The sequence below is a fragment of the Aquabacterium parvum genome, assembly GCF_001447195.1.
GTDB lineage: Bacteria > Pseudomonadota > Gammaproteobacteria > Burkholderiales > Burkholderiaceae_C > Aquabacterium > Aquabacterium parvum.
Genome location: NZ_LFRI01000086.1, coordinates 23,519 through 48,503, shown reverse-complemented (window position 1 = coordinate 48,503; position 24,985 = coordinate 23,519). Strand labels below are relative to the sequence as shown.

20 protein-coding genes are annotated in these 24,985 nt (G+C 63.8%); 8 read left to right on the top strand and 12 right to left on the bottom strand.

Annotated features, from left to right (window positions below):
• Positions 1-27 precede the first annotated feature (27 nt).
• Complete coding sequence (locus ABG80_RS03090; protein WP_058086315.1) at positions 28-1,149, bottom strand: AraC family transcriptional regulator; 1,122 nt, start codon at positions 1,147-1,149, stop codon at positions 28-30.
• Between the two features lie 91 nt (positions 1,150-1,240).
• Between ABG80_RS03090 and ABG80_RS03085 the strand changes: the two genes are divergently transcribed.
• The 4 genes from ABG80_RS03085 (at position 1,241) to ABG80_RS03070 (ending at position 5,016) form a co-directional block, all read left to right on the top strand.
• Positions 1,241-2,035, top strand: a complete 795-nt coding sequence (locus ABG80_RS03085) for an SDR family oxidoreductase (protein WP_058086314.1) — start codon at positions 1,241-1,243, stop codon at positions 2,033-2,035.
• Between the two features lie 45 nt (positions 2,036-2,080).
• Positions 2,081-3,178, top strand: coding sequence for an MBL fold metallo-hydrolase (locus ABG80_RS03080; protein WP_058086313.1), 1,098 nt, complete (start codon positions 2,081-2,083; stop codon positions 3,176-3,178).
• A complete protein-coding gene (locus ABG80_RS03075; RefSeq protein WP_058086312.1) occupies positions 3,178-4,236 on the top strand; it encodes an NAD-dependent epimerase/dehydratase family protein in 1,059 nt (352 codons plus the stop codon). The genes ABG80_RS03080 and ABG80_RS03075 overlap by 1 nt, the downstream gene beginning before the upstream one ends.
• Before the next feature lie 105 nt (positions 4,237-4,341).
• Positions 4,342-5,016, top strand: a complete 675-nt coding sequence (locus ABG80_RS03070; RefSeq protein WP_083505766.1) for a PEP-CTERM sorting domain-containing protein — start codon at positions 4,342-4,344, stop codon at positions 5,014-5,016.
• A gap of 53 nt (positions 5,017-5,069) precedes the next feature.
• Here ABG80_RS03070 and ABG80_RS03065 read toward each other — a convergent pair whose 3' ends face one another.
• The 5 genes from ABG80_RS03065 to ABG80_RS03045 form a co-directional block, all read right to left on the bottom strand.
• Entirely contained in the window at positions 5,070-6,086 is a 1,017-nt protein-coding gene (locus tag ABG80_RS03065; RefSeq protein WP_058086310.1) for a PaaI family thioesterase, read from the bottom strand.
• 19 nt (positions 6,087-6,105) lie between these two features.
• Positions 6,106-6,573, bottom strand: coding sequence for a PIN domain-containing protein (locus ABG80_RS03060; protein WP_058086309.1), 468 nt, complete (start codon positions 6,571-6,573; stop codon positions 6,106-6,108).
• 72 nt (positions 6,574-6,645) lie between these two features.
• Positions 6,646-9,153, bottom strand: coding sequence for a PQQ-dependent sugar dehydrogenase (locus tag ABG80_RS03055; protein WP_152987429.1), 2,508 nt, complete (start codon positions 9,151-9,153; stop codon positions 6,646-6,648).
• A 300-nt stretch (positions 9,154-9,453) separates the two neighbouring features.
• Positions 9,454-10,590, bottom strand: coding sequence for a tRNA 2-thiouridine(34) synthase MnmA (gene mnmA, locus ABG80_RS03050; protein WP_058086307.1), 1,137 nt, complete (start codon positions 10,588-10,590; stop codon positions 9,454-9,456).
• Positions 10,591-10,639: 49 nt separating this feature from the next.
• Positions 10,640-11,194 (bottom strand): NUDIX hydrolase, encoded by a 555-nt coding sequence (locus ABG80_RS03045; RefSeq protein WP_083505765.1) that lies wholly within the window; start codon positions 11,192-11,194, stop codon positions 10,640-10,642.
• A gap of 287 nt (positions 11,195-11,481) precedes the next feature.
• Here ABG80_RS03045 and ABG80_RS03040 point away from each other — a divergent pair, with 287 nt between their 5' ends.
• The 4 genes from ABG80_RS03040 to ABG80_RS03025 are packed head-to-tail and all read left to right on the top strand — an operon-like array spanning position 11,482 to position 14,776.
• Entirely contained in the window at positions 11,482-12,597 is a 1,116-nt protein-coding gene (locus ABG80_RS03040) for a Re/Si-specific NAD(P)(+) transhydrogenase subunit alpha (RefSeq protein WP_058086306.1), read from the top strand.
• Between the two features lie 18 nt (positions 12,598-12,615).
• On the top strand, positions 12,616-12,981 hold the full coding sequence (gene panD, locus ABG80_RS03035) for an aspartate 1-decarboxylase (RefSeq protein WP_058086305.1): 366 nt from the start codon (positions 12,616-12,618) through the stop codon (positions 12,979-12,981).
• A gap of 31 nt (positions 12,982-13,012) precedes the next feature.
• A complete protein-coding gene (locus ABG80_RS03030) occupies positions 13,013-13,321 on the top strand; it encodes an NAD(P) transhydrogenase subunit alpha (protein ID WP_058086304.1) in 309 nt (102 codons plus the stop codon).
• Positions 13,322-14,776: an NAD(P)(+) transhydrogenase (Re/Si-specific) subunit beta gene (locus ABG80_RS03025; RefSeq protein WP_058086303.1), complete on the top strand. Its 1,455-nt coding sequence runs from the start codon at positions 13,322-13,324 to the stop codon at positions 14,774-14,776.
• A gap of 114 nt (positions 14,777-14,890) precedes the next feature.
• On the opposite strand, the gene ABG80_RS03020 is transcribed toward ABG80_RS03025, so the two are convergent.
• The 6 genes from ABG80_RS03020 to ABG80_RS21830 form a co-directional block, all read right to left on the bottom strand.
• Positions 14,891-15,403 (bottom strand): GNAT family N-acetyltransferase, encoded by a 513-nt coding sequence (locus tag ABG80_RS03020; RefSeq protein ID WP_058086302.1) that lies wholly within the window; start codon positions 15,401-15,403, stop codon positions 14,891-14,893.
• On the bottom strand, positions 15,400-15,687 hold the full coding sequence (locus ABG80_RS03015; protein ID WP_058086301.1) for a type II toxin-antitoxin system TacA family antitoxin: 288 nt from the start codon (positions 15,685-15,687) through the stop codon (positions 15,400-15,402). Before ABG80_RS03015 ends, ABG80_RS03020 begins: the two co-directional genes overlap by 4 nt.
• Before the next feature lie 96 nt (positions 15,688-15,783).
• Positions 15,784-16,473 (bottom strand): hypothetical protein, encoded by a 690-nt coding sequence (locus ABG80_RS03010; protein WP_200964245.1) that lies wholly within the window; start codon positions 16,471-16,473, stop codon positions 15,784-15,786.
• A 113-nt stretch (positions 16,474-16,586) separates the two neighbouring features.
• Positions 16,587-17,792, bottom strand: coding sequence for a glycosyltransferase family 4 protein (locus tag ABG80_RS03005; protein ID WP_058086300.1), 1,206 nt, complete (start codon positions 17,790-17,792; stop codon positions 16,587-16,589).
• Positions 17,793-17,856: 64 nt separating this feature from the next.
• Positions 17,857-24,618, bottom strand: coding sequence for a calcium-binding protein (locus ABG80_RS21835; protein WP_152987428.1), 6,762 nt, complete (start codon positions 24,616-24,618; stop codon positions 17,857-17,859).
• 15 nt (positions 24,619-24,633) lie between these two features.
• Positions 24,634-24,945: a hypothetical protein gene (locus ABG80_RS21830; protein WP_152987427.1), complete on the bottom strand. Its 312-nt coding sequence runs from the start codon at positions 24,943-24,945 to the stop codon at positions 24,634-24,636.
• Between the last annotated feature and the right edge of the window lie 40 nt (positions 24,946-24,985).

Genomic DNA, 24,985 nt, shown 5'->3' with positions numbered 1-24,985 from the left:
CGCGCGCTGGGGGCGTGGCGACCCCGCTCAGGCCGGATCGGGCGTGGCGCCGTTGGCTTGGGCGGGTGTGGTGTCGTGGCTGCCAGGTGCCTCGGCCTCGCGGTGGCGCAGCCGCTGCCGCCAGGTCAGCGGCGCTTGCCCACTCCAGCGCTTGAAAGCGCGCGAAAACGCGCTTTGTTCGGTGTAGCCCAGCAGCTCGCTGACATCGGCCAGCGTCAGCCGTTCGTCGGCCAGGTGCAGCTCGGCCAACTCGCGCAGCGCGCCGTCACGCAACTGACGGAACTGCTGACCGCGCTCGGCCAGCCGCCGGTAGAACACGCGGGGCGAGAGCCGCAACTCGGCGGCCACCTGCTCCAGCTCGGGCACACCGTGGCGGGCCAGCTGGCGCACCACGCGGCGGGTCAGCTCAATGAGGTCGCCGCTGTCGGGCAGGTGGGCCAGCGCGGCTTCGACCTGTTCTTCCATGAGCCCCAGCAGCACCGGGTCCGGTTGATGCAACGGGGTCTGCAGGCTTTGCAGTGGGATCACCAGGCGCGTGACGGGTTGCCCCCAGCGCACCGGGCAGCCGAAGTGGTCGGTGAACGGCTGGGGCTGACTCGGTGCCGGGTTGACGAAGTCGACCGCGCGCACCGGCAGCATGCGCCCGCACAGCGCCCGGGCGAACTGCACGATGGCGGTGATGCCGGTCTCGTCGAACAGGGCGCCTGGCTTGCCCCGGGCCACGCCCCACTGCAGCACCATGCTGTCGCCTTCGATGTGGTGCTGGATGGGGTTGATGTCGTGCAGCAGCCGGTGGTAGCGCTGGATGCGCATCAGCGCGGCGCCCAGGTTTTCGCAGGCCAGCAGCACATAGCCCAGCGCGCCCAGGTGGGCCGGCTGGATGGACTGGCCCAGGTGCAGGCCCAGCAGCGGGTCGTTGAGCCGCTCGGCTGCGCGCAGCAGCAGCTGGCAGTAAGCCTCGGCCGGGTAACGACCCAGGTGCTGCATCCCGAAGCGCAGCGCTTCGGGTGGCATCAGGCTGGCGGGGTCGACGCCATGCCGCTGCAGGTGCTCGGCCAGCACCTTCAGGAAGGTTTGCGGCACCATGCCCTGGACGGCGTCTCTGGCGTGCAGGCGGCGCAGTTCGTGCGAGGGCTGGGTGTCGTGCATGGATGAAATTGTTAAAAATCAAGCCGACCGGGTCAAGACCGGGCAAGCCCCTGGTCCTTATGCTCGGGCCTCACCCCAGGAGCCTGTTTCAATGCCACCCACCCAGCGTCCCACCCTTTTTGTCACCGGCGCCGCCGCAGGCATCGGCCGAGCCGTGGCCGAGCGCTTCCTGGCGGCAGGCTGGTTCGTCGGCGCCTATGACGTCGACGAGGCGGGGCTGCGGTCATTGCAGCAGAAGTGGGGCGCCGAGCAATGCGTCGCGGCGAGGCTGGACGTCACCAGCGCAGACGATTGGCGCGTGGCCCTGGCGAGCTTCGAGCAAGCCACAGGCGGCCGCCTGGACGTGCTCTTCAACAACGCCGGCATCGCCGTGACGCAGCCCTTCGAAGAGGCTGCGCTGGTGCGCCACCACCGCCTCATCGACATCAACCTCAAAGGCCTGGTCAACGGCTGTCACCTGGCCTTTGCGCTGCTCAAGCGCACCCAGGGCAGCCGCGTCATCAACATGTGCTCGGCCTCGGCCCTGTACGGCCAGCCCGAGCTGGGCACCTACTCGGCCACCAAGGCCGCGGTGCGCAGCCTCACCGAAGCGCTGGACATCGAGTGGCGCCGCCACGGCATCCGCGTGGTCGACGTGCTGCCCCTGTTCGTCAACACCGCCATGGTGACCAACGAGGTCAGCCGCATGAAGACGGTGTCAACGCTCGGCGTGCGCCTGGGCCCCGAGGACGTGGCCGCCACCGTCTGGCAGCTGGCCAACGCTTCTCAAGGCAGCCTGCCCGTGCACTCGCTGGTGGGTTGGCAGACCAAGTTGTTCGCGCTGCTCTCGAAGCTGTCGCCCGCTTTCATGAACCGCCTGGTGACCGCCCGCATGGCCGGTTACTGAACCGTGGGGCACTGCGTCCCCTCTCGCCTTTTCCTGGAGACCCCGATGACCCAGATGCCTCACCCGGCAGGGATGCGCTCGCTCACCGATTTCGATGGCGCCCGTGACGCCGCCGCCCCGCAAGACCGCCTGCGCGAAGTGCGCCGCCGCGCCCAAGCCCTGCGCGAGCGCATGCTCGCCGAGCCCGAGGTGCTGTGCTGGCGCAGCTTCGACCTCATTCGCGCGCCTTACCCGACGTATTACGCCTACTCGGGTGTGTTCGCCGACCGCGGCTTCAAGTTCCCGCTGGTGCACCTGCTCAACCGACTCTTCGTGGTCCAGTACCTCGACCACGACGGCGTGCTGCGCACCTTGCTGATGTCGCCCACCGATCACGACGCCAACCGCGAGACACCGTTCTTCAAGCGCCTGGCCGAGCGCGCGCCCAAGTGGGTGCAGCCCATCGTGGCGCCGCAGTTCAACACCGTCGAGAGCGTGCTGGCCACCTGCGGCCTGCGCCCCGAAGACATCGACTACATCAGCTACGACCACCTGCACACGCAGGACGTGCGCCGCTGGCTCGCCGGCCCCAAGCCGTACTTCCCGAACGCCAAGCTGCTGGTGCACCGCCAGGAGTGGGCCTCCACGCTGGCCTTGCTGCCCTTGCAAGCGGAGTGGTACTGCCCGAACGGCATCGCCGGCATCCCGAGCGAGCGCATCGTGCCTTTCGATGGCAGCCTGAGCCTGGGCCCCGGGGTGGCGTTGGTCCACACGCCGGGCCACACCGAAGGCAACCACTCGCTGGCCGCCCGCGTGCCCGACGGCATCCGCGTGACCAGCGAGAACGGCGTCGGCGTTGACGCCTACGAGCCGAAGAACTCGCGCATCAACGCCGTGCGCCGCCACGCCCTGTCCACGGGCAAGGAGGTCATCCTCAACGGCAACACGCTCGAAGGCAGCAACGACCAGTACATCTCCATGGTGCTGGAGAAGACGCTGGCCGGCCCGTCCATCAACCCCGAGTACCCCAACTGCGCCTCGTCCAGCGAGCGCACGCCTTACTGGTTGTTCCCGGGCGAGCCGGTGAGCCACCTGTTCGGCGAAGCGCACTTTGGCCGCATCCAGCGGCGCGGCGAAGGCGCCTTGTCGCGCAAGGCCGCGTGATGGCCGATTTCGAGGCCCCTTCTGCTTCACCGCGGGTGCTCCAGCCGGCAAGCCAGGACCGCATCCTGGTCACCGGCGGCGCCGGCTTCCTGGGCCGGGTGCTGGTCGAGCAACTGCTCGAGCGCACGGCGTCCACCGTGGTCGTTTTCGCCTTGCCGAACGAGCCCGTGCCGCAGGCCTGGGGCCCACGCTGGGGCGATCGCGTTGTCGTGCTGCGCGGTGACATCACCTCGGGCCATGACGTTGCGCGCGCCATGCAGGGCTGCCACTGGTGCTTTCACCTGGCGGCCCTGGTGGGCGATGCCGGTCGGGATGAGGACCACCAGCGCGTGACCGTGGGTGGCACGGCCCATGTTTTCGAAGCCGCTCTCGTGAACCGGGCGGCGGTGGTGCTGGTCACCAGCATCTGCGCCTACGGCGACGCCATCCAGCGCGGGCCCTGTCGCGAAGACGTCGCGCCTGGCGTCGGGCAAGGCCCTTACGGTCGGGCCAAACAAGGCCAGGAGGCGCTGGCGCGTCGCTACATGGCGCAGGGCGTGCAAGTGTGTGTCGTGCGACCGGCCAACATCATCGGGCCGGGCTCGGGGCCCTGGGTCGTCGACGCGGCCGAGGCCTTGCGGCAAGGCCTGCCTGCGCTGATTGGTGGTGGGCGGGGCAACGCGGCCCTGGCGGGTGTCGACAATGTCGCTGACTTCCTGGTGCACGCGGCCATGCACCCGCGCGCCTGGGGCCAGGCCTTTCACGTGCACGACGACCTGCCCCTGAGCTGGCGCGACTACTTCAACGACCTGGCGCGGCTGCTGGGCACGCGCCCGCCCAAGTCGGTGCCCCGTGTGCTCGCCTACCTGGGGGCGCGTTTGACGGAGCCGGTGTTCAAACGCTTGTGGCCGCGCAAACGCCCGCCCGTCACCACCGAAGCGCTCAACCTCATCGCGTGGGACAGCCGCTTTCCGCTCGACCGCGCGCGGGCGCTGGGTTGGCAGCCGAAGGTCGATCACGCCACGCAGATGGCACGCATCGGGGCCTGGCTGGCGAGGGGCGATCGGTCCGGCGTGTGAGCCGATTGCTTATCATTTGTCACAACCTCGGTGAGGTGCTTCGTTAAGAATTCGGGCGCGGTCCATCACGGACCCCAGTCAACACACATTCACGGAGGAATCACCATGCTATCGAGCCGACACGCTCTTTGCACTGCTTTGTTTTGCCTGGCCAGCGCCACGGCCCCTGTCACAAGCCATGCCGCCGAGTGGCGCGTCGTGAGCTTCGATGTTGATCTTCTCAGCTTGGACGAAGCCTCCTCGGCTGGGCCTTTGCAGCACGCGAAGCTGTCTGGCACGGGGCTGACGTTTGACGATCGAACATACCGAGATGACGTGGCTTCTGGTTTGGCTGGCCCTGCGACGCCGGGTGGTTGGTCCAGCTGGCGGCTCTCCTTCTCCTCGGGTTGGGGGGCCACGACGCCCCCCTCGGTCGATTTGTCCACCATGACGGCGCGCTTTGATAGCGCGACGCTCACGATGTTGGAGTATTACGAGGGTGATCGGGGTGCCTGGTATTCGGTTCCGCTTCCGTTCTTCTATGCAGTGGGACTGGATGAGGCTGTGCCGATCACTCAGATCGGTGAAGGCCAGTACCAGGCTGCTTGGCAGATCCACTCGACAATGAGCAACTTGCAGCATGACCCTTCCATGCCTCTGTACGCGGTCAGCCTGCAATTCAAGTCGGTCTCAGCGCCCCCACCCGCCGTGCCCGAGCCCACGTCTGGGCTCATGGCGCTGGCTGGTATCGGCGCGTTAGCCTGGGCGCGTCGCCGCCAGATCTCTCTCCTTGCGGCCTGACGGCCTGATGGTGGGGCACCGCGCGGCGCTGCCCCATGCCGCAATCAGGCCGCTCAGTCGTCCTCGCGTGGCATCAGGAAGTGCCCGCGCGCCTGCACCACCGGGCGCGACGGGTCGTCCTGCCACAGCGACACCATGACCAGCGCCACGCGGTTGCCCTGGCGCACCGTCGTGCTCTGCGCGAACGTGTCGATGGGCTTGGCCGAGCGCATGTAGGCGATGGCGAAGTCCACGCTGCGCGGGATGGCCGCCAGCGTCGGGTTGGTGGCCAGCAGGTGCAGCACCATGGCGGTTTCACCAAAGCCTGCCAGCACGCCGCCGTGCAGCGCCGGCAGCACCGGGTTGCCGATCAGGTCGGCCTTGTAGGGCATGCGGAACACCGGGCCGGCGTCGATCTGCGGCTGCTGGTGCACGTTCAGAAAGTCGACGTAAGGCGAGCGGCCCACCGGCACGGCCAGCGTCTCGGGCATGTCTGCGGCGCGGCTGACGAAGACCTGGCTGGGCTCGACCGAGGCGGGTGCGATCAGGGACGAGGCGGCTTCGGCGGGTGTGGGGCGCGAGGGCTTGCTGGGCGCCGGTCTTTGCGCCTCGACGCTGGCCGCAGCACCTGCTGCAGGCAAGTCCTTGCGTCGCGTGGCGGCCGTGGCGCGCATGAAGGTGGCGTACACGGTGGCCACCGGCTCGCTCTGGCCGGGTTGCATCAACTCACCGCGCACGAAGGCCACGCTGCGCGACAGGCGGTGGCATTCGGCGTGGCAGATCAGGTCGGTTTCTGCCACCGGCGGGCGCAGGTAGTCCATGCGCAAATCCAGCGTGGCGTAGGGCTCGATCTGCTCCATGGCGCAGCTCACGGCCACGCCGCAGGCGGTGTCGGCCAGCACGCTCAGGCAACCTGGGTGGATGAGTTTGCGCTCGGCGTCACCCGTCCAGGTGCTGCGCGCGGGCAGCAGCAGGCTGGCGCGGCCAGGGCCGATGTCGGTCAGCGTCATGCCCGACGCCATGGCGTAGGGGATGCCGGAGATGACGGCCTGGGCCCAGGCCAGGCGGTCGTTGCCCGTGAAAATGCTCATGGTCACTGTTCAACGCGGTTCAGGGAGAACCCGCATTGTCGCACATGCCTGACCATTGCGTCAGCGGCATGACCTCCAGGCCCGTGAGCTTCCTCGCACGTCCGGCCAGTTTGAGCAGCGCAGCGTCCTTGCTCAGCAGCCATGTCGCGCCCACGTGCAGCGCCAGGTCGATGAAGACCTGGTCGTCCGGGTCTTTGCAGCGCAGGGGGCCGCGCGGCGGCTCGTCCACGAAGGTGGCGTGCTGGAACACCGTCAGCGTGAGCATCGGGTCGGGTTGCCAGGGCTTGAAGTAACTGCGTGGCCAGACCTGGTGCCACTCCTGCTCCATCGACGGGCAGGCGAGCCAGCGCAGGCGCCCGCTCAGGATGGCGCCTGCGATGGGGTGAGCGACCGGGTCCTTGAACACCCGCCAGTCCAGCAGGGCGTTGGTGTCGAGGATGACGATGGGCGCGGCGGCGCTGCCGGTGGGGGCGATCAGGGCGTTCATGTCTCGCCATTGTCGCCACCCCGCCAGCCCTGAGCCGGCAAGCGCGCGCAGGGCCTTCTGGCTGGACCTCGTTCAATCGCCCACTGGCAGGCCCAGCCGCCGGCGAAACCGCGTCATGTCCAGTGCGCTGATGCGGCTGTCCCCGTCCATGTCCGCCACAGGCAGGTAGGCCGGCTGTCCGACCGATGAACCGTAGGCTTGACGGATGATGGCCTCGTCGAGCGCATCGACCCGGCGGTCGCCGTTGAAGTCGGCGTCACAGGCGTTGCCAAAACCGTCGCCATCCGCGTCCAGTTGAGTTGGGTTGGTGGATTTGGGGCAGTTGTCGACGTGGTCGGCGATGCCGTCGCGATCCGTGTCGGCCACGCCCATGCCCAGGCCCGATCGGATCCACTGGTCCAGCAGGGCCACGCCCGCCTCGTCCACCAGGTTGCGGCCCAGCGGTGGCATGCGACCGGTCTCCAGCAGGTGGGTGCGCAGGCTGACGATGGACAGATCAGGGCGGCCTGGCGTGATGAGCTTGGCGCCCTCGACGCCGAAGTTGGTCTGCGTGGGTTCGACACCGATGGCGCCCATGGCTGCTGCGGGCGTGGTGAAACGGAAGTCCTCCGGCCCACGACCTGGCCCGCCAGGCTGGTGACAAATGGCGCAGTTGGCGTGCAGGTAGGAGCGCGCCCGAGCGTCCAGTGCCTTCGATCTGTCGCCAGGGGTCGGCAGCGCTGCCAGGAAGGCCGGCGCCTCGGTCAGGGGCGCGTCGAACAGGCCGATGTGGTTGAGCGTGCTCAGCTGGTTGGCCATGCGGCCCGTTGCCTGATAGCTCGCCGTGCGGTTGAGTTGGCCCGTCTCCAGCCCCAGCGAGCGCCCCGCCACCTCGGTGTGACAAGCCATGCACTGCGCCCGACTCGGGTAGTGCCAGGTCTGGGTGCCGACCTGCTTGACCTTGGCCGACTCCAGCAGGTGCGCATCGCTCTGGTCATCGGCCCACTCGTAGGTGTAGCCGCTCCAGTCGCCATCGGTGTGCCGCACCAGGAAGCGGGTCTCGATCAGTCGCCCCCCCAGGCGGAAATGCTTGATCAAGACCGAGCCGATGGGCAGCGTCCAGTCGCCGTTGGCCTCGATGTGGATCTGCTTGCCATCGGGCAATGCCAGGAAGCGCTCCTTGCTGGCGCCATCGGACCACAGCGGCGAATTGACCTCGAAGGGCAGCACGCCCGACGCAGGTTGCCAGTCGCGTTGCGCATCGAAGCAGCCGGTTTGCGACAAGCGCGCGGGCAAGGCAGAAGGCTCACGAACTCCGGAGGGGCCGATGGCCATCAAAGACCAGCCCACGGACAGGAACAGCTCGTCCTTTTCGTCGCGGCCAAAAATGGTCGGGTAGCCGGAGACCTGAGCCAGTTGCTGCCGCAGGTGCTGCCCGCTCTCGGTTTGCTTGAGCGCGTAGACCTTGCCCGAGACGTCGGCGAACACGAACCGGCCTTTGAGATCGGGGATGGCGTCGCCGTGGTACACAAAGCCGCCGATGACCGCGTTGCCGGCGCCGCTGTCGTCGTGCTCGTACACGAGGGCGGCTTCGGACAGGCCAGTGCGCACACAAGCGACCCAATTGGTGCACTGGTTGCCCTCCAGGATGGGCCATCCGTGGTTGCTGCCCTTGACCACCCGGTTGACCTCCTCGAACGCGCCCTCACCGACATCGCCCACCCAGATGTCGCCGCTCACGCGGTCGATGGTCCAGCCCCAGGGGTTGCGAAAGCCCAGGGCGAAGATCTCCGGCCTGGCTCCTGCTCGGGACACGAAAGGGTTGCTCGGTGGCACGGCGTAGCCCGTCGCCGGGCTGACATCGATGCGGATCATCTTGCCCAGCAGGCTGCTCAGGTCTTGCACGGCGGTGTGTTGCCGTCCGTCACCGAAGGCCGCGTAAAGAAAGCCGTCCGGGCCGAACTGCAGCGAGCCGCCCCAGTGCAGCGCCGACGTCCGGGGCACCCGGATGAGCACCTCTTCGGAATCCTTGTCCAGCGTGAGCCCGTTGTCGCGGCTGATGAACCTGGAGATGCGCCCCTCGGTGGCCGTGCCGCTGGCACTGGCCCCGCTGTAGTAAACGTAGACCTGAGCGTTGGCTGCGAAGTTCGGGTGCATGACCAGGCTGAGCAGGCCCATCTCGCCCTGGTTGCCTTGAACCGCGGTCTGGACCCGGTCGCGCAGGTCCACGAAGTCGCCGGCAGCGCTGAACGAGCCACCTTGTCGGTTGAAGCGTTTGATCACGCCTGCGCGGTCGACCAGGTACCACTTGCTGGGGTCGTTGGGCGCGCGGGCCATGCCCACCGCGCCAAAGCCCACGTTCGAGATGGCCCTGCTCAAGGAAACGCTGGCCTGCTCGACGGGGCGCTCCGGTGCGTGGCAGGTGGCGTTGGGCGGCCGGGTGTCCAGGCCGGGGGGGGATTCGTTGGGGTCGCCAGGTGTGGGTGAGGTCGGCACGCCCGGGACGTCGGGCGCAACAGGGGTCGAGCCGATCAGGGTGGTGGCTGGGGGCAGGGTGGGCGTGGTGGAGCCGCTGCCCCGGATCAGCAAGGTGGCGGCCATCACGCCTCCCACCCAGCACAGCAACACCCATGCACCCTTTGACACGGCCGATCGGCCGAGCTTGCGCGTCCCTGGCATCTTGGTTTTCTCCGCTGCGTTGGACCTTGTTCAACCGACATGGCCAGCGCCAGATCGGAGGTGCAGGAAGCGAGCTGCACGCGCGCTCCGCGTCGCCCAAGTTGTCAGAATTGCCGAGTGACGTCCAGCGGGAAATTGTTGCAGCATGTCATGGTGGCCGTTGCATCGACCCCGTTGACCGGGCTGCGCGCCGAGGGCCGGGCGGCGTCAAGGCCGTGTGCGTCAGCCTGCGCTGGCGATCACGCCGCCACCCAGGCAGACATCGCCCTGGTAAAGCACGGCCGACTGGCCTGGCGTGACGGCCCATTGCGCCTCGGGGAAGCGCAAGGCCAGCGTCTGCGCACTTGCGCCCGTGACCTCGCAAGCCGCATCGGCCTGGCGATAACGCGTTTTGGCGGCCATCGGCTGCAGGCCCACCGCCGGGCCCCGACCATCGACCCAGCTCAGGTCATCGGCCACCAGCGTGTGCTGCTGCAGCCAGGGGTGGTCGTGGCCTTGCACCACGTACAGCGTGTTCGCCTCGAGGTCCTTGCGGGCGACGAACCACGGTTCGTGCTCACCACCCCCACGCGGTGCGCCCTTGTCTTTCACGCCCCCGATGCCGATGCCCTTGCGTTGGCCCAGCGTGTAGAAGCTCAGGCCCACGTGTTCACCCAGCTTGCGGCCCTTGTCGTCCTTGATGGGGCCGGGCGTGTTGCTCAGGTAGCGGTTGAGGAACTCGCGAAAGGGCCGCTCGCCGATGAAGCAAATGCCCGTCGAGTCCTTCTTGCGGGCGTTGGGCAGCTTGATCTCGCCTGCGATGCGGCGCACCTCGGTCTTGGGCAGCTCGCCCACCGGGAACATCGTCTTGGACAGCTGCGCCTGGTTCAGGCGGTGCAGGAAGTAGCTCTGGTCTTTCAGCGGGTCCAGGCCCTTGAGCAGTTCGAAGCGCTGGCCGGCTTCGAAGGCTTCATCGGCCACGCTGCGCACCCGCGCGTAGTGCCCGGTGGCGATCTTTTCGGCGCCCAGGCGCATGGCGTGGTCCAGGAAGGCCTTGAACTTGATCTCCGCGTTGCACAGCACGTCGGGGTTGGGCGTGCGCCCGGCCTGGTACTCGCGCAGGAACTCGGCGAAGACGCGGTCTTTGTAGTCGGCCGCGAAGTTCACGTGCTCGATCTCGATGCCGATGACGTCGGCCACCGAGGCAGCGTCCAGGAAGTCCTGGCGCGACGAGCAGAACTCGCTGTCGTCGTCGTCTTCCCAGTTCTTCATGAAGATGCCGATGACCTCGTGGCCTTGCTGCTTGAGCAGCCAGGCCGTGACGGCCGAGTCCACCCCGCCACTGAGGCCGACGACGACACGTTGGGGGCGGATGGACATGGGGTGCAAGAACGTTCAGGGGGCCGCGGCGAACCGGGGCCGGCCGCTGTCAGGCGGCGCGGTGGTGGCTGGGCGCGGAGAACACGCTGTCATGCACGGTCAGCAACTCCAGCGGGTAGCGCTGACCAGCCAGGTAGCTTTCCAGGCATTCGAGCACCAGCGGGCTGCGGTGGCGCTCGGGGCAGGCGCGGATCTCGTCGGCCGTCATCCAGACGGCGCGCACGATGCCTTCGTCGAGCTGCAGCGAGAGATCGGGCTCGCTGACCGAGCCGAAGAAGGCCAGGCGCAGGTAGGTGATGTCTTCGCCGGTGCGGGTGCGGCGAAAGCGGGACATGTACAGACCCAGGAAGCCTTCGGGCGTGAACTGGCAGGCGGTTTCTTCCAGCGTCTCCCGGATGACGCCCTGCAGTGGCGACTCGCCCGGGTCGAGGTGACCGGCGGGGTTGTTCAGCAGCAGGCCGTCCGAGGTGTCTTCCTCGACCAGCAGGAAGCGGCCGTCACGCTCGATGAGCGCGGCGACGGTGACGTTGGGCTTCCAGCGCACCTTGGGGGCGGCGGGTTGGCCAGGCGGTACCGTGACGGCGAGCAGATCGGCGGAGTTCATGAGCCCGGCATTATCCCCCAATGGCGTGACGTGTGGGTGACCCGCTTGGGGGAACGGTGGGCGCAGGCCCTGTGCTGGCCAAAATTGACAACGTTTGTCATCAATTCGCGGGGGGTGGGGTGCCCTCGCGACGCAAAACGGGCCCTTCGCATCACGCCGCGCCCCGGGAAAGTCGCCGTCTTTGTGTATGCTGGTGGGTTTGGCACCATTCATTCCCGTCGGGTTCACCTTTCTTCACAATCATGTGAGGGGGACAGGGCCCGGCGCCTCACCAGCAGGAGACACGTATGCTCATCGGCATACCCCAGGAAACCTTCGCGGGCGAAACCCGCGTTGCCGTGACCCCGGAAACCGTCAAGAAGCTCAAGGCCCAGGGTCACACCCTGCGCGTGCAATCGGGCGCAGGCGTCGCCGCCAGCGTCACCGATGAGGCCTACGTGGCCGCCGGTGCCGAGATCACCGACCTGGCCGGCGCTTTCGGTGCCGACATGGTGCTCAAGGTGCGCTCGCCGAACGCCGACGAACGCGCCCTCATGAAGCCCGGCGCTGCGCTGGTCGGCATGCTCAACCCGTTCGACAAGGACGGCCTGCAAGGCCTGACCGACGCCAAGCTGACCGCCTTCGCCTTGGAAGCCGCGCCGCGCACCACCCGTGCCCAGAGCATGGACGTGCTGTCCTCGCAGGCCAACCTGGCGGGCTACAAGGCCGTCATGATCGCCGCCGACAAGTACCAGCGCATCTTCCCGATGCTCATGACCGCCGCCGGCACCGTCAAGGCCGCCCGCGTGGTGATCCTGGGCGTGGGCGTGGCAGGGCTGCAGGCGATTGCCACGGCCAAGCGCCTGGGCGCGGTCATTGAGGCCTCCGACGTGCGTCCTTCGGTGAAGGAGCAGGTCGAGTCGCTGGGCGCCAAGTTCATCGACGTCTCTTTCGAGACGGCCGAAGAAAAGGAAGCCGCCGAAGGCGTGGGCGGTTACGCCCGCCCGATGCCGCAGTCCTGGCTCGACCGCCAGAAGGTGGAAGTGGCCAAGCGCGTGGCCGCCGCCGACATCGTCATCACCACCGCCCTGATCCCCGGTCGCGCCGCCCCGGTGCTGGTCACCGAGGACATGGTCAAGGCCATGAAGCCTGGCTCGGTCATCGTTGACCTGGCTGCGCCAGCCGGTGGCAACTGCCCTCTGACCGAAGCCGGCAAGACCGTCGTCAAGCACGGCGTGACCCTGGTCGGTGAAACCAACCTGCCGGCCCTGGTGGCTGCCGACGCGTCCGCACTGTATGCCCGCAACGTGCTGGACTTTTTGAAACTGGTCTTCAACAAGGAAGGCCAGTTCCACGTTGACCTCGAAGACGACATCGTCAAGGCCTGCCTGATGTGCCGCGACGGTCAGTTGCTGCGGGCCTGATCACTGTAGGAGTACCCCATGCAACGCGTCATGCTGCGAGCCAAGCTTCACCGTGCCACGGTGACCGAGGCCGATCTGAACTACGAGGGCTCCTGCGGGATCGATGAAGACCTGCTGGACGCCGCCGACATGAAGGAGTTCGAGTACATCGAGCTCTACAACATCAACAACGGCGAACGCTTCTCCACCTACGTCATCAAGGCGCCGCGTGGCTCGGGTGTCATCTCGCTCAACGGCGCAGCGGCCCGCAAGGCCCACGTCGGTGACCTGCTGATCATCTGCACCTATGCGCCCATGACCGAAGGCGAAGTCGCTGGCTACAAGCCCAAGGTGGTGCTGCTCGACGAGGGCAACGCCATCAAGGAAGTCCGCAAGTTCGACTGACCCCCCTTTTTCAAGATCCCAGGAGACAACGATGGAAGCGATCTCGCACGTCGTCATCAACCTGACCATCTTCGTGCTGGCCATCTACGTTGGCTACCACGTGGTCTGGACGGTGACCCCCGCTCTGCACACGCCGCTGATGGCTGTCACCAATGCCGTGTCCGCCATCGTCATCGTGGGCGCCATGCTGGCCGCCGCGCTGACGGTGACCCCGCTGGGCAAGACCATGGGCGTGCTGGCCGTGGCGCTGGCCGCAGTGAACGTCTTTGGCGGCTTCCTGGTCACCCGGCGCATGCTCGAGATGTTCAAGAAGAAGGACAAGAAGGCAGGAGCCAAGTAAATGAGCATGAACCTCATCGCACTGCTGTACCTCGTCGCCTCGGTGTTTTTCATCCAGGCGCTCAAGGGCCTCAGCCACCCGACGACGTCCATCCGTGGCAACGTCTTCGGCATGACCGGCATGACCATTGCCGTGCTCACCACCATCGGCCTGATCCATGGCCAGGCGCAAGCCCTGGCGCTGAACTTCGGTGAAGGCATCGCCTACGTGCTGGGCGCGCTGGTGATCGGCGGCGGCGCTGGCGCCATCATGGCCAAGCGCGTCGAGATGACCAAGATGCCCGAGCTGGTGGCCTTCATGCACAGCATGATCGGTCTGGCTGCGGTGTTCATCGCCGTGGCCGTGGTCGCCGAGCCTTATGCCTTCCAGATCGTGGCCAAGCCGGCTGACGGCTCGCTCGCCCAGATCCCGGTGGGCAACCTGCTCGAACTCGCCCTGGGCGCGGCCATCGGTGCCATCACCTTCTCGGGTTCGGTCATCGCCTTCGGCAAGCTCAGCGGCAAGTACAAGTTCCGCCTGTTCCAGGGCGCACCGGTGAACTTCGCTGGTCAGCACATGCTGAACCTGGTGCTGGGCCTGGCCCTCATCGGCCTGATCGGTGTCTTCATGGCCACGCAGCGCATGGACGTGTTCGTGGCGCTGATCGCGCTGAGCTTCGTTCTAGGCGTGCTGATCATCATCCCCATCGGCGGCGCCGACATGCCCGTGGTGGTGTCGATGCTCAACAGCTACTCGGGTTGGGCGGCAGCCGGCATCGGCTTCTCGCTGAACAACTCGATGCTGATCGTCGCTGGCTCGCTCGTGGGCTCGTCCGGTGCCATCCTCTCGTACATCATGTGCAAGGCGATGAACCGCTCGTTCTTCAACGTGATCCTGGGTGGCTTCGGTGGTGACGCAGGTGCTGCCGCCACGGGTGGCGCACAGCAGCAGCGCAGCGTCAAGAGCGGCTCGGCCGACGACGCCGCCTTCGTGCTGGGCAACGCCGAGACCGTGGTGATCGTGCCGGGTTACGGCCTGGCCGTGGCCCGTGCTCAGCACGCGGTCAAGGAACTGGCTCACAAGCTCACCGAGAAGGGCATCAACGTCAAGTACGCCATCCACCCGGTGGCGGGCCGCATGCCCGGTCACATGAACGTGCTGCTGGCCGAGGCCGAAGTGCCCTACGACCAGGTCTTCGAGATGGAAGACATCAACGGCGAGTTCGGCCAGGCCGACGTGGTCATCATCCTGGGTGCCAACGACGTGGTGAACCCGGCTGCGCACGTCAAGGGCTCGCCGATCTACGGCATGCCGATCCTGGAGGCCTACAAGGCCAAGACCGTGATCGTGAACAAGCGTTCGATGGCTTCCGGTTATGCCGGCCTGGACAACGAGCTGTTCTACATGGACAAGACGATGATGGTGTTCGGCGACGCCAAGAAGGTGGTCGAGGACATGGTCAAGGCGGTGGAGTGATTCACCTGGTGGTTGTCTGATGGCAGCCGCCTCGCCAAAGCAGAAAGCCGGGGCATGCCCCGGCTTTTTTCATGGTGCCCCGCTGATGAAGTGCTCACCCGAAAGGGGCTTTGCTCAAGCAGGACCCTGTGACTGTTTGGGCACGGTGGCCAGCGGCAGAAACAGCGTCAAGGGTGTTTCAGGCAGCGCGATGAAGCCGTGATGGCGGTAAAACGCCGCCGCAGGTTCGTCTTTGGCATCGACCACCAAGGCGTAGGCCGCGATCTCCGAGCGCGCCGCCCGCGTGAGGGCATCGCCCAGCAAGGCACCGCCCAAGCCCTGCCCTTTGAACGCTTGGTCAACTGCCAGCCGACCCATGCGCACCGTGGGCACAGCTCGGTAACGGGGCAGCTTCTTGATGGCCTCAGGCGTCAGCTCGGTCAAAGGCACGCTGGCAGACGCCAGGGTGTAGAAGCCGGCGATGCGCTGATCTTCGGTCAGTGCCACGAAGCAGCTCGCCACGCGGCGGCGCACGTCTTGGGTGACTTGCTCTTTGAAGTAGCGATCCAGGGCGCGCGCGCCGCTGTCGAAGCTCGATCGGTCGTGCGAGGCATCCAGCAGCGCCAATCGAAATGGCGCGCGGTTCATTCTTCTTCAGTGAGCAAGAGCTTGCTGCGGCGGGTGAGGGCCCGTTTCAACGCGGGTTGAGGCTTGGGGGGCGACAGCAGCGCATCGGCAAAGCACTGTTGATCGGCCATCGACAGGCGGATGACCTCGGCTTGTTCGATGGCGCGCTGTGCGGCGTCTTGAACCGCCGACACCACAAAATCGGTCATGGTGCGGCCCTGAAGTTCTGCGGCGCGCTTGAGCAGGCCGTGCAGGTCGGTGCTGATGCGTGCTTCGAGTCGGGCCGTCAGGGGGCTGGATGGCATGGCGAATCTCCTCGAAGGGAGTGTACGGCAGATTGCCGTATTGGTGCAATTTGGTGCGATTTGACGCGCTTGGGTGCAACTGGAAGCGTTTGGCGGCTACTGCGCAGCAGCAGAGGCCGCAGCGGCCGCAGAAGCCGCGGAAGGCGCCGATGCGGGCAATTCAGCGGCCTTCTTGGCCGCCGCCGCTTGAACGGCCACCGGGCAAGCCATGCCCAGGCGAATGCCCTTGAGGTAGGCCCGTCGAACGCCACCGGCGATGATCGATGCGGCGACTTCCTTGCTGTGCTTTTCTGCGCCGGTGAGCTTGCGCACCCAGCTGCGGAAGGGGACCATGCCCTCGACCGTGCGGCGCACGAAGCCCACGCCGTAGTCTTCGGCGGCGTCGGTGCCCCGGTCCAGCAGGCTGAGTTTGCCCTTGGTGTTGGGATCGTCGATGTCCGGGCCGAGCACGGCGGTCAGGCGGTTGATTTCATCCTGAACGACCGCGCATTCCAACTTCTCGGGGGCGGCGTAGGGGCCCACTTTCTTGGCGTTGCGCAGCACCTCGGGGATCTTTTCTTGCACCACGTTGAGGTCGCTCAGCGGGGTGATGGCCGCCTGGCCCACGCGGTCGGTGACGTCGCTGTCGGCATCGACCCGGTCGACCTCCACCATCGCGGGCACGGAAGGCAGTTCGGGGGCCTTGGGGGCGCTTTCGCAGCCAGCGAGCAGCAGGGCGGTGATGGCGACGCAGAGGAGGCGACGCGGCGTGGCTTGGGTCGGGTGTGCGTGGGTGTGCGATGACATCGGGGGTGGGTCTCCTGTTTGGATCATAGGCGGTCGCGGTGGCCTCGACATGCGGGCCTGCCCCACCCATTGGGGTGGGTTGCGGGCTGGATGTTACGGCGAGCGCGGTGGCATCAGCCGTGATCGCTCAGCAAGCTGCGAAAGCGCTGTTCACCGTCTTTGAGGCTATAGCGGTTGATCACCGTCTGCCTTGCGGCATCGCGCAAGGGTTGCAGGGCGGCCTGGCGCTCCAGGCTTTCGACAATGCGGTCGGCCATCGCGCCGGTGTCGAAGAAGTCCACCAGTAAGCCGTTGACGCCGTCTTCGATGACCTCCTGCACAGGCCCGGTGCGCGAGCCGATGAGCAGGCAGCCCGAGGCCATGGCCTCCAGCATCGACCACGACAGCACGAAGGGGTAGGTGAGGTAGACGTGGGCCGCAGACACCTGCAGCACCTTGCAATAGGCGTCGTAGCGCAGCTTGCCCAGGAAGTGGGTGCGCTGCGGGTCAAGCTGCACTTCGGCGAGCATCTTCTCGCGCCAGTTCTTGGCGTCTTTGGGTTGCCCGCCATAACTCACATCGTCGCCGCCCACGATGAGGGCCTGACACGTTGGGTGGGCCTTTTGCACCTTTTCAAGCGCGCGCATGAAGTTGTGAAAGCCGCGATAGGGCTCAAGGTTGCGCGCGACGTAGGTGATGACCGGCTCGCCCTTGCGGATGGTTTGGCCTGAGGGCAAGGTGAACTGCGCATGCTCAACGGGTGCCAGCAGGTCGGTGTCGATGCCTTCGTGCGCGAGCTGGATCTTGTTCAGGTAGGCGCCGGGGTGGCGGCTGCGTTGCCACTCGGTGGGGCTCACGCCCACGTCGCAATGCTCGAGGTTGAGGGTGTGCAGCGCGTTCCAGGTGCGCAGCTTGGCCAGGCCGTCGAACGAGGTGGGGAATTCGGGGTCGAAGTTGGTGTCGCTTTGGGGCGTGCCGTAGAACCACTCGCAGAAGTGAATGAGGCGGGTGCCCGGGAAGATGTCTTTGGCGTAGAGCGTCTCGCCCCAGCCGGGGTGGGCGAAGATCACATCGGGTGTCCAGCCCTGCTGTTTGAGTTGCATCAGTTTGCGCGCGACGGCCTGGCCGTGCAGCACGGCGGTTTCCATCTGGCGCAGGTAGGGGTGCTGGTCTTTGAGGCCCTGGCGGTGCAGGGTGTACGGGATCCAGCGGATGCTTTCCATCCCCGGGGCGGTTTGGCGGCCCATGCCGATGACTTCCCAGCCGGGTTGTTGGGACCAGAGGTGGGCGATGCGGCGGAACTGGCCGGGGAAGTTCTGGTGGATGAAGAGGATGCGCATGAGTCAGAAAGGCCCGGCCTTGTGAGGGCCGGGCCTTGTTGGCCTGGTGTCAGGCTCTGGGGGGTCAGCTCCAGTTGGCCGCGAGCACTGGTGCCAGCTGGGCGCGCTGGGCGTCGGTGAGGGTGGTCTGGCCCATGGCGGGTGGCGTCATGGATGCCATGGCCTGGACGAGGTTGGAGACCTGGGTGTCGGACAGGGTCTTGCCGCCGGCGGTGAGTTGCTCGATGCGGAAGTTGCTGCCACCCGCACCTCCGGCAATCGTGACTTGGTCGCTTGTACCGATCACGCTGATCTTCAGGTTGTTGCCGGATTGGCTGAACCAGAGTTGATCATGCGTGATGCCCGCTTGGAATTGCAGGACGTCGACGTTGCCAACGGTTGCGTCGATGTCGACGATGCTGTCCTGCCCACCACCCCGGGAGAATCGGTAGGTGTCATTGCCGATCCCGCCACCTAGGTAGTCGTTGCCCGTGCCGCCGTCGAGCAAGTCGAGGCCAGCACCACCGTACAGCTTGTCGCTGCCACTTTCGCCAAAAAGGGAGTCGTTTCCGTCTTTGCCGTAGATGGTGTCGTCAGTAACGTAGCCTCGCAGGTTGGTGTCGTTGCCGGACGAGCCTTGCAGTGCCAGTTTGCGAACCTCGTCAGCGGTGATGGTTTTGTCATCGAAGACGATTTGGCTGACGCCAGTGAACTCGTGGGTTGAGTCGAAAGCTTGGCGAACCAGGGTCAGGATGTTGTAGCTGGTGCCTGACGAGGTTTGAGCGATGTTGATGTCGGAGAACGTGCGGTTGAAGGTGACATCGGTGGATTTGAAGCCCTTCATGATCAGGGTATCTTCGGCCCGTTGGCCGTAGATGACGTCGTAGCCGTCGCCTTTGTTGTAGACGTAGGTGTCGGTGCCTGCTCCGCCGTAGAGAACGTCTTGGCCGATGCCGCCGATCAGCGAGTCCATGCCCTCTCCGCCCTGCAGAACGTCATTGCCAGCAGCACCATACAACCAGTCATCTCCACCAAGCCCACTTACTGAATCGGATGCAGTTGAACCGAACACAAATTCAGCGGTGTTTTGGCCTGTCCATGCAGCACCTCCGGCAGACAGTTTTGTCAGCCCGGCGGCCGTGATCGCTTCGATCGCGGGTAACGACCAAGTAATGCCATCTGCGAACGTGATGTGTTCAATTTTGGCAGGGCCACCGGTGTAGTAGAAGAAGGTTGAGATGGTGATGGAGTCTGTCGCTCCATAACTTAGTGTCACATCGTACGTGCTGCGTGTAACGGAGGTGATGTCGGTGGATCTCACATTGGTGAAGGAGATGACATCTACGTTGCCTGGAGATGAATCGAAGTCGAAGATGGTGTCGGCTCCGTCGCCCAAAGAGAAAACATAGGTGTCATTGCCGGCATCGCCTTCCATCCTGTCGTTGTCCGCGCCTCCACGCATCACATCGTTGCCCGCACCTCCATAGATGGAGTCGGTGCCGCCACCGCCATCGAGCGTGTCTTCGCCGCCCTGGCCGTATAGACGGTCGCTCCCGCCAAAGCCGTTTATCACATCGGCGTTGATGGTTCCTTTGAGTGACTCCGCAGAGTCAGTGCCGGTGTACATTTTTTTCAGGATCGCTGCCACGTCCCAGATCGTGCCATCCGCGAACTTGATCTGCTGGAGTGGGTTGTAGCTATTGGCAGGATCGTCGGCGGATAAAAAGTTCTCAACGGTGAGTTGATCTGCCGATCCGGCTACTTTGATGGCTAGCGAAGAGCCATACGTTCCTGATCTTTCGAATGTGATGTCTGCGGGCACGACGCCAGACTTGAATGACAGGGTGTCGAATTTGCCCGCTGTGGAGTCGTTGACTGCGGCGATGGTGTCTTGTCCATCGCCTTTGCCGAAGAGGTAGGTATCGCTGCCGAGGCCACCGCTGATGTAGTCATTGCCAACTCCGCCATCAAGCGTATCGGCACCAGCCTCACCGTAAAGGGTATCGTTCCCAGTTCCTCCCTGCATCACGTCATTGCCAAGACCGCCGTAAATCAGATCGTTGTCAACACCCCCATCCAAGGTGTCGCTGCCACCATTGCCGTACAGAGAGTCTTTGCCCGCAAGGCCGTTCATGGCGTCCCCGCTGGCCGATCCATAGAGCGCGTCATCAGAAGCTGTGCCAGATGGCAGACGACTCAGGATGGCCGAGATGTCCCAAATGCTGCCGTCGGCAAACTTGATTTGCTGGAGCGGATTGCTGACGTTGTCGGGGGTGTTCTGAGCGAAAAAACCCTTCACGGTGATTTGGTCATTTGTCCCAGTGATCTTGATGATCAAGGATGTTCCAGATGAAGCGAGCGAGACCTCGCCAGGTGCAATCCCAGATCTGAACAACAGGGTGTCGTCACCTCCCAATGAATCTCGGGCGTCAGTTGTCTCGTCAATCGTGTCCTGCCCGTCACCTCTGCCGAAGAGGTAAGTGTTACCTCCCCTGCCCCCATTGATGTAGTCATTGCCAACGCCGCCATCCAGGGTGTCGCCTCCGTAGCCTCCGAACAGAGAGTCATCCCCACCCTGGCCGTTGATGGTTTCGGCACGGTTGGTGCCATCCAGCCTGTCGGCTGATTCGGTTCCAGCGTAAAGCTTGCTCAGGATGGCAGCTGTGTTCCATGTGGTGCCATCGGCGAACTTGACTTGCTGGAATGCGTAGCTGGTGTTGGTGTAGCCATCGTAGAGAAAGTTTCTGGCGACGATTTGATCCGTGGAATTTGCAAGTTTGATGATGAGGCTTGAGTAAGAGGTTCCGAGCGTGACTTCGCTGGGGGCCACGCCTGGCTTGAACAGCAGGGTATTGACCTCGTCGGGTTCGCTGTCCTGACTGCCGTCAATGGTGTCTTGCCCATCGCCTTTACCAAACAGGAAGGTGTCGTTGCCATCGTCACTGCCCTCATGGATGTAGTCGTTGCCTGCGCCACCATCCAACGTATCCCTACCGTCGTTGCCATAAAGTGAATCATTGCCGGCACCACCTGTTATCAACTCGCCTTTACTTGTGCCGTCAATGATGTCCGCTGCGTTCGTGCCGGCGTAGAGCTTGCTCAAGATGGTTGAAATGCCCCAGGTCGTGCCATCGTCAAACTTGATTTGCTGCAAAGGGTTGCGCGTGTTGGCTGGATCGCCGTTGTTAAGAAAATCTTGAATGAGGACTTGGTCTGTTGTGCCAGCGATTTTGATGACCAGCGCATTGCCACCGCCTTGCTGTCTCCACCAAGAAGGGTCTGGTGCCGTGCCGAACGAGACCTCGCTGGGTGCCACGCCGGGTTTGAACAACAAGGTGTCGATCTTGCCAACGGCGGGGTCGTCACTGGACGCGACCACATCTCGACCATCTCCCTTGCCAAATTTGTATGTGTCACTGCCAAGGCCGGCATAAATGGTGTCGTTGCCAGCTTTGCCATCGACGACATCTGCATCGGGCGTCCCATACAAGGCATCGGGACCATCGGTGCTGATGGTGAACTTGTTCAGGACAGTTTTGACATCCCATGTGGTGCCGCTCGCAAATTTGAGGTTCTCAACCACGTGCTTGGATACGCCGTCGTTGTAGAAGTACTCCTTCACGACCAAGCGGTCACTGGTGCCGTTGATGCCAATGATCAGGTCGTTATTTGACTTTGAGAGGCTGATGTCTGCGGTGCTGATGCCTGTACCCAGCAAAATGGTGTCGGGGTTGGTGCCCACGGCATCGGTGTCTTCGTTGTGGAGGGTGTCTTGGCCCGCCCCCTTGCCGAAGAGGTAAACGTCTGCACCCAGCCCCCCCCGGAGGTCATCGTTGCCACTGCCGCCTTCTAGGGTGTCGTTGCCATTGTCTCCGCGCAGGTAGTCGTTGTCCTCGTTGCCTTGGAGGCTGTCGTCGCCGTCGCCGCCATATAGGATGTCCGTTCCAGTGCCGCCCTTGAGTGTGTCGGCCCCGGCTTCGCCATACAGGCTGTCGAGATGTTCATTGCCTTGGAGGCTGTCGTTGCCGTCGCCTCCGTGTAAATAGTCGGTTCCAGTTCCGCCCTCAAGCACGTCATTGCCAGCGTAGCCATAGACAGTATCGTTGCCTGCTCCACTGTTGATGGTGTCGTTAGCGGCGTAGCCGTGCAAGCGGTCATCGCCTGTTGTGGGCACCATCGCCTTAGCCTTGACGTTGGCATAGTTCCACACGGTGCCGTCGGTGAACTTGATGCTGTCAACCATGCTGCTGGTCGTGCCGTCGCTGTCGAAATAGCGAGTCACGAGCAAGCTGTCGCTGGTGCCGTTGATGCGAATGATCAAGTCGTCACCAGAGTGGGAGAGAGTCAAATCGGCGGGGACGATGCCAGCACCCAGGAAAATGGCGTCAGGACTGGATCCTGCCGCCTCATCACTTCCGTTGCTGATGGTGTCTTGGCCAGATCCTCTGCCGAACAGGTACACGTCGTCGCCACGTTCACCGGCCAGGTAGTCGTTGCCACCGCCTCCGTCGAGTGTGTCGTTGCCGTCATCACCATAGAGTGTGTCGTTACCTGCTCCGCCCGAGATGCTGTCATGGCTGGCGTACCCGGTGAGGGTGTCATTGCCGGCGGTGCTTTGCAAGACCCGGGCCTTGACGGTGGGGATGTCCCATTCGGTGCCATCGGCGAAGCGGAGGGCTTCGATGGCGTAGCCGGTGGAGGCGTCGGCGTTGAAGTAGCTGCTGACGGTGAGGCTGTCGGTGGAGCCATTGATTCGAATGAGCAGGCTGGAATTGCTGCGTGTCAGCAAGATATCTGCTGGAGAGATGCCCGTCTTGAAGACGATGGCATCGGCACTGGGGCCTGTCCCGTTTGTGTCAGAACTGAATATCGTGTCCTGTCCATCACCTTTGCCGAAAAGGTACACGTCGGCGCCCGAACCGCCTCTGAGGTTGTCGTTGCCGAGGCCTCCTTCCAGGGTGTCGTCGCCGACCTCACCATAGAGGGTGTCATTGCCAGATCCTCCGCTCAACAAATCAGAGCCGTCGCCTCCTTTGAATGAATTGTTGCCTTGGTCGCCCAGGTACATGTCGTTCTTGCTGGTGCCTGTCGTGGCGCCAGCTTGAAACAGCCCCAAGGTGGGCAACTGACTCAATAGGGGCAAGTTGCTTGGTGCGGACGCAAGCAAGCTGCGCATGGTGCTCGCGCCATCGAATCCGATCGTGAACATGGTGCTGCCGGTGAGCTGACTCAGTTCGAGCACATCGGTGATGGCTTTCGAGATGTCCGAGGATTGCGTGCTGGCGATCAAGGCTGACAGTTTGGTCAAGTCAAATCGCAAACCTTGGTCATCCACGACCAGCTCGATGGCATCCAAGTACGGCTTCAGCCTAGTCTCGATGACAAGGGCACCATAGACGGCTTCTCGCAACGCTGTGTAAGCGGCGTTCAGCGAGTTGGTGACGGCGGTGGGAAGGGTGATGTTCCACCTGCTCATAAGCGCTGCCAGTCCCATCTGCCCATTGAATTGCTCGAGCACGATGACCTTGCGGTACATCTCGGGATTTTGCTCTGCGAATGTTTTGATGCGCTGCTGTGTTGTTGCGCTGAGAGCGGGGTTCGGGGTGGTGGACTTCGCGAGCCAAGTGCCTGTCGCAGGGTTGCCGCTGGTTGTGAGCTTCGATGTTGCCCCCCACTCTGTTATTAGCTTGTCGATCAACGCGATCTGTGCATCACGGGTGGCGGCCGCAGCGAAGGCCTGCACGGTCGAGGTCAGTGCGTTGGACGCGGTGTTGCCCAGGCTCATGGCTTGGCGCAGGCCATAGACGAGGCCGCTGCCTTGCATGTCGGGCAGTACCTGTGCGGTGTCATTGACGGGCAAGTCTGGCAGGTCTGTGTAGAAAGGGTTCTCTGCCAAGTTGAGGTTGGCGGCGGAGTCGCTGCTCACGAGCACGCTGTCGATTTCGGACTCGCTGGTGCTGGAGTCGACTCGGCGGGTCACCTTGGCTTTGCCGGTGATGCTGTTGCCGCCACCCAGGTCTTGATTTATTGCAGTTTCTTGCAACTGGATGCTGACGATGCCCAGAGCGCTCAGCGTACTGAGTTCGCCTGCATCGGTCACGCCATTCTGGTTCTTGTCCTGCCATACGCGCAGTTGGCTGAAGGCGGCGTCGCGGCTGTCGAAGAGGTTCTTGCCGTCGCCTTCCTGGTGGGTGTCGAGCGCGCGTAGGGCTTCGAAGCCGGTGGTGGCTTTGCGAGACACGCCACCCACGGTGATGTCCGTGTCGACACCCAACAGCTCCTTGCCTGATGTGATCTTGCCATCGCCGTCGAGGTCGTTGACCAGCCAGCCATCGTCTCCTTTGAGCCAGCCGGTGGCGGACGGGGCACCGTCACCGTTGTGGTCGAAGAGGATGGGGGCGGTGGCACTGATGGCGACGGTTTCTATGCCGTCGTTGTCGAGGTCAAGGGCGAGGGGGTCGCGGGGCGCAAACGTTACTGCATCTTCTAGTTTTTTTCGTACGTCATCCGGCAGAGGCAACGGTGGGAAATTCAACTTTACTGGGGGGAGGTTTCCTCGTTGATATTGAGTTCTTCCTGATTTTGTTTTGTACTCGGCCTCGTAGCTTCCGTCTGGATTGATTTTTATCTGGCCGGATTTGGAGCCCTGCTCTATTTTGATGATGATAGATTCTTGTCCTTCATATATGTCTCCTTTTGTTATGCGACTGCCGTCCCATTTGCCTATTTCAATCCCATTTTTTTTCGGTGTTGCGTGAATTATCGTTCCGTCTTTTGCGATAACAGTCACATTCCCGTTGGGGTGTGATATGACGATTCTGCCTTTTGGGGTGATAATTGTGGACATGTTTTCTCCTGAATTTTAGTTGCATGAAAAATATGAACCTGGCAGCGGCCCTGCCCGAAAAATGGCGGTGTATTTAAAATAAATGTCGCGGTGTATCGAGATGAGTTGAAAACTGCTGCCGTTGAGTGGGGCTTTATATATGTTGGTTGTTTTGCTTGTGGCAGCTCCCAGCGGGGAGCAATTCATGAGTGCGAAATCGATTTCTGTTGTGTTTTTATAGGACTCAATTGCGGCCTTGTCTTTGTGCTCGATGAAAATCGTCGAAAAGACATATATTCCGCCGATCGTTAATAGCGTCAGAACTGTAAATGGCTTGTTTTTTGTCATGATGATTGGGTGTGTAAATGGCTCATGAATATTTGGAAAA

Bases quoted from the DNA above. Each gene is read 5' to 3' on its own strand.
- ABG80_RS03065 (WP_058086310.1), bottom strand. From the start codon at position 6,086: ATGAGCATTTTCACGGGCAACGACCGCCTGGCCTGGGCCCAGGCCGTC.
- ABG80_RS03030 (WP_058086304.1), top strand. From the start codon at position 13,013: ATGGAAGCGATCTCGCACGTCGTCATCAACCTGACCATCTTCGTGCTG.
- ABG80_RS03060 (WP_058086309.1), bottom strand. From the start codon at position 6,573: ATGAACGCCCTGATCGCCCCCACCGGCAGCGCCGCCGCGCCCATCGTC.
- ABG80_RS03075 (WP_058086312.1), top strand. From the start codon at position 3,178: ATGGCCGATTTCGAGGCCCCTTCTGCTTCACCGCGGGTGCTCCAGCCG.
- ABG80_RS03055 (WP_152987429.1), bottom strand. From the start codon at position 9,153: ATGGCCGCCACCTTGCTGATCCGGGGCAGCGGCTCCACCACGCCCACC.
- ABG80_RS03085 (WP_058086314.1), top strand. From the start codon at position 1,241: ATGCCACCCACCCAGCGTCCCACCCTTTTTGTCACCGGCGCCGCCGCA.
- ABG80_RS03025 (WP_058086303.1), top strand. From the start codon at position 13,322: ATGAGCATGAACCTCATCGCACTGCTGTACCTCGTCGCCTCGGTGTTT.
- ABG80_RS03005 (WP_058086300.1), bottom strand. From the start codon at position 17,792: ATGCGCATCCTCTTCATCCACCAGAACTTCCCCGGCCAGTTCCGCCGC.
- ABG80_RS03090 (WP_058086315.1), bottom strand. From the start codon at position 1,149: ATGCACGACACCCAGCCCTCGCACGAACTGCGCCGCCTGCACGCCAGA.
- ABG80_RS03040 (WP_058086306.1), top strand. From the start codon at position 11,482: ATGCTCATCGGCATACCCCAGGAAACCTTCGCGGGCGAAACCCGCGTT.
- ABG80_RS03070 (WP_083505766.1), top strand. From the start codon at position 4,342: ATGCTATCGAGCCGACACGCTCTTTGCACTGCTTTGTTTTGCCTGGCC.
- ABG80_RS03020 (WP_058086302.1), bottom strand. From the start codon at position 15,403: ATGAACCGCGCGCCATTTCGATTGGCGCTGCTGGATGCCTCGCACGAC.
- ABG80_RS03015 (WP_058086301.1), bottom strand. From the start codon at position 15,687: ATGCCATCCAGCCCCCTGACGGCCCGACTCGAAGCACGCATCAGCACC.
- ABG80_RS03010 (WP_200964245.1), bottom strand. From the start codon at position 16,473: ATGTCATCGCACACCCACGCACACCCGACCCAAGCCACGCCGCGTCGC.
- ABG80_RS21835 (WP_152987428.1), bottom strand. From the start codon at position 24,618: ATGTCCACAATTATCACCCCAAAAGGCAGAATCGTCATATCACACCCC.
- ABG80_RS03080 (WP_058086313.1), top strand. From the start codon at position 2,081: ATGACCCAGATGCCTCACCCGGCAGGGATGCGCTCGCTCACCGATTTC.
- panD (WP_058086305.1), top strand. From the start codon at position 12,616: ATGCAACGCGTCATGCTGCGAGCCAAGCTTCACCGTGCCACGGTGACC.
- ABG80_RS03045 (WP_083505765.1), bottom strand. From the start codon at position 11,194: ATGAACTCCGCCGATCTGCTCGCCGTCACGGTACCGCCTGGCCAACCC.
- mnmA (WP_058086307.1), bottom strand. From the start codon at position 10,590: ATGTCCATCCGCCCCCAACGTGTCGTCGTCGGCCTCAGTGGCGGGGTG.
- ABG80_RS21830 (WP_152987427.1), bottom strand. From the start codon at position 24,945: ATGACAAAAAACAAGCCATTTACAGTTCTGACGCTATTAACGATCGGC.